This window comes from Bacteroides sp. D22 (assembly GCF_000163675.1).
GTDB lineage: Bacteria > Bacteroidota > Bacteroidia > Bacteroidales > Bacteroidaceae > Bacteroides > Bacteroides xylanisolvens.
Genome location: NZ_GG774814.1, coordinates 133117 through 135911 on the forward strand (window position 1 = coordinate 133117; position 2795 = coordinate 135911).

General features: G+C 36.5%; 2 protein-coding genes and 1 pseudogene. All 3 read left to right on the forward strand.

The genetic code is table 11. The features are described from left to right. Positions 1–251, forward strand: a 251-nt coding sequence (locus HMPREF0106_RS26225) for a transposase (protein ID WP_008997335.1), incomplete at its 5' end; no start/stop codon positions are given. 22 nt (positions 252–273) lie between these two features. After that, positions 274–1419 carry a hypothetical protein gene (locus tag HMPREF0106_RS06860; RefSeq protein ID WP_008645790.1) on the forward strand — a complete coding sequence of 382 codons (1146 nt, stop codon included), beginning with the start codon at positions 274–276 and terminating at the stop codon, positions 1417–1419. Positions 1420–1715: 296 nt separating this feature from the next. After that, positions 1716–2000 (forward strand): annotated as a pseudogene (locus tag HMPREF0106_RS27915) (transposase); the annotation flags it as partial. Positions 2001–2795: the final 795 nt, after the last annotated feature.

A 2795-nucleotide genomic window follows, 5' to 3' on the forward strand; every position in this document is an offset into this window, starting at 1 on the left:
ATTACACACGCAAGAAGAAACATAAGCTATTCTGCAAGCGTGCAGGAATAGAGCCGACTATCGGGCATTTGAAATCAGACTTTCGTTTAGGACGCAACTTTTATAAAGGTGTGTTCGGGGATGTTGTCAATCTGCTCTTAGCCGCAGCAGCGTACAACTTCAAAAGAGCCATGAGGGTTCTTTGGCTACTTGTTGAAAAAATCTGCGGGACACTGTTTTCTTGCAATATCCCGCAGATGAGTACTTTTTAAGGGACGACTAAATACTTGTGATATGAAGCAATTAACTGTAGTATTCGCTCTGTTGTGTATTTTTGCTTGTAGTAGCGAAGATATTGTAAGTACCGTTGAGGAATCTGTAAAGCCGGCTAATGAAGTGGCTATACAAACTGTTAATTTGCTTGATAGCCTTGAAATTATGGATTATATTTATAGCATTATTGGACCGATGGCTAAGACACGATCAAATCTACCAGGGGGAGGGTATATTCTTCCTGATAATTGGGATTCTCAATTAACAGATGAACAGCGCGAATTGATCAGGAACTCTTTCCCACGACCTCTCTTTTCTGCTGAAAGGAATGCTTTAAGGAAATCGTTTCCTTTAGTTGAATATTCCAATACAGTTGTTATGAATTATCCGTCATCTGGATATAATTGTTTTGCCTATTCGTTGGGGTTTAATAATAAGTGGATAGAGTTTAGTACTTGGGATCAAGTAAGATATGGATATGAAAATGCGAGTTCCGTGTATCATGCCGCTTATGATTACATGAAAGGGGCAACCTCAATATCAAGATACTATCCTGTAGTTTGGGGTTGGGGAAATACCCCTCTGCATGCATCTCTTGGAGGTAGTCCCCATTGCGAGGCACCTTATTCTAAGATGGGGCGTATGTGGCTATTGTGGCACCTTGTAAGTGTGTTTTCTAATGGAATGTATGGAGTTCCTGTGGAAACCTATGGGGCAGTTTCTCCTACCCGTAGTCTAAGTGAAATAGATGCTAATGCAATGAAAGAAATAAGTGAGGATATTCACGAAAATATAATCTTCTCACCGGATGAGTTGATGATGATTGCTAGAAAAGTAAAAACATGTAGAGATAGTTCAAGGTTTGAATCTTTGTTTAATGAATGGAAGGAAGCATGGCATTACTCGCTTAGTAATAACACTGCTACTACAAGAAATTTACCTCAATATGCCGATTTAAAGGCTATGGGAAAAGAAATCATTCCATTATTGATTGAGAAGATGGTAACAGAAGAGGATAATTTCTTTGCAATAAGATTGTATGAAGATCTACAAGATAATCCTAATCTGATAATACGATATGCGAACGATGATCCACACCAACTTGAAGGATTACAACAAACAACCAAAAAAACTATAAAGAAGTGGTTAGAATATAATTCCAATTAAAGTTATCTTGGGGATGATAGGTTGTTGGATATTGCGTATACCTTTAAATTAAGAATATCGGCTCAAATTGGGCCGATATTTGAATATAAATATTCAAGAAATGGGATATCAATAATAATAGAGATAAGTCTGTTTTTAGGATCTTTTGCTGGAGTGTTTCTCGTTTGATTTTACTGTGAAAAACTTATTTGTAGTCTTAATCGAAAAATGGATTTTTGAGGTAAAGAAAATATGAATAATATTTCTCTGCTTTTGAAAGAACTGAATGTCATATGTGAGGATTATGAACGTAGGGAAAACTTACTGAATACTTTCAGTTCACATCGGATATGCATCGTATGATTTATACCATAAATACAGTTGAGGACTGTCATCATCAGATACGGAAAGTGACAAAAAAACAAGGGCGTGTTCCCTAACAACACCGCCCTTAAAAAACTGTTTTACCTCGCTTATCGCAATATATGTAAGAAATGGACCATGTCATACTGGCTAACTGGGGAGCTAGTGCACGACAACTGGCGATAAAATTTGTAGATAGGTTTAAAATGTTGCAATTTTACGTCCGTTGGGACGGGTAGTCCTGCCCCTTGGCGCTGGCCGTTCACCGACCGATGAGATTGAATGAGAATAAAGCATACATAGTTTAATTTACACATCTCCCTGCCTGGTGAATGATTCCTCTTGTTCTTTTCTTCTGCAAACGATTTTGGTTCTTAATCAAATTCCGTGCTAGTAAAGCTCATTGAAAGGCCGATGGATAAAGGGATATCGGCATATTAGAAATAACAAATAAATTATCCAAACTATATGCATCTTAAAGTACTCCAGAATAGCCATGAATAAGGTAATTGAACATAAATAAGTAGCACGGAATTTGATTAAGAACCACGATTTGGTTCTTCTTCAAATTCCGTGCTAGTAAAGCTCATTGAAAGGTTGATGGATAAAGGGATATCAGCATATTAGAAATAGCAAATAAATTATCCAAGCTATATGCATCTTAAAGTACCCCGGAATAGCCATGAATAAGGTTATTGAACATAAATAAGTAGCACGGAATTTGATTAAGAACCCACGATTTTTGGTTCTTCGTCAAATTTGGTGGTAATCTCTTTTTTATTTCAACTGTCTTCTTCTTTCTTAATCCTATTAAAAGTTGTAGATATGTTTGCTTTTTAGTAACTTTAAAGACACCACATCATTAAGAGTTACAATGCAACAAGTCATATCTACAACGTACAAATATACATCAAAAAAAGAAAATACTCCTACAAATAGGGGATTATTCCATGATTTCAGATTCAGTCTTGGCTACGATAATCTGCAACAAGATGGTATCTCTGAAGCTGTTGGCTCATTGACGGTCTTTTTAC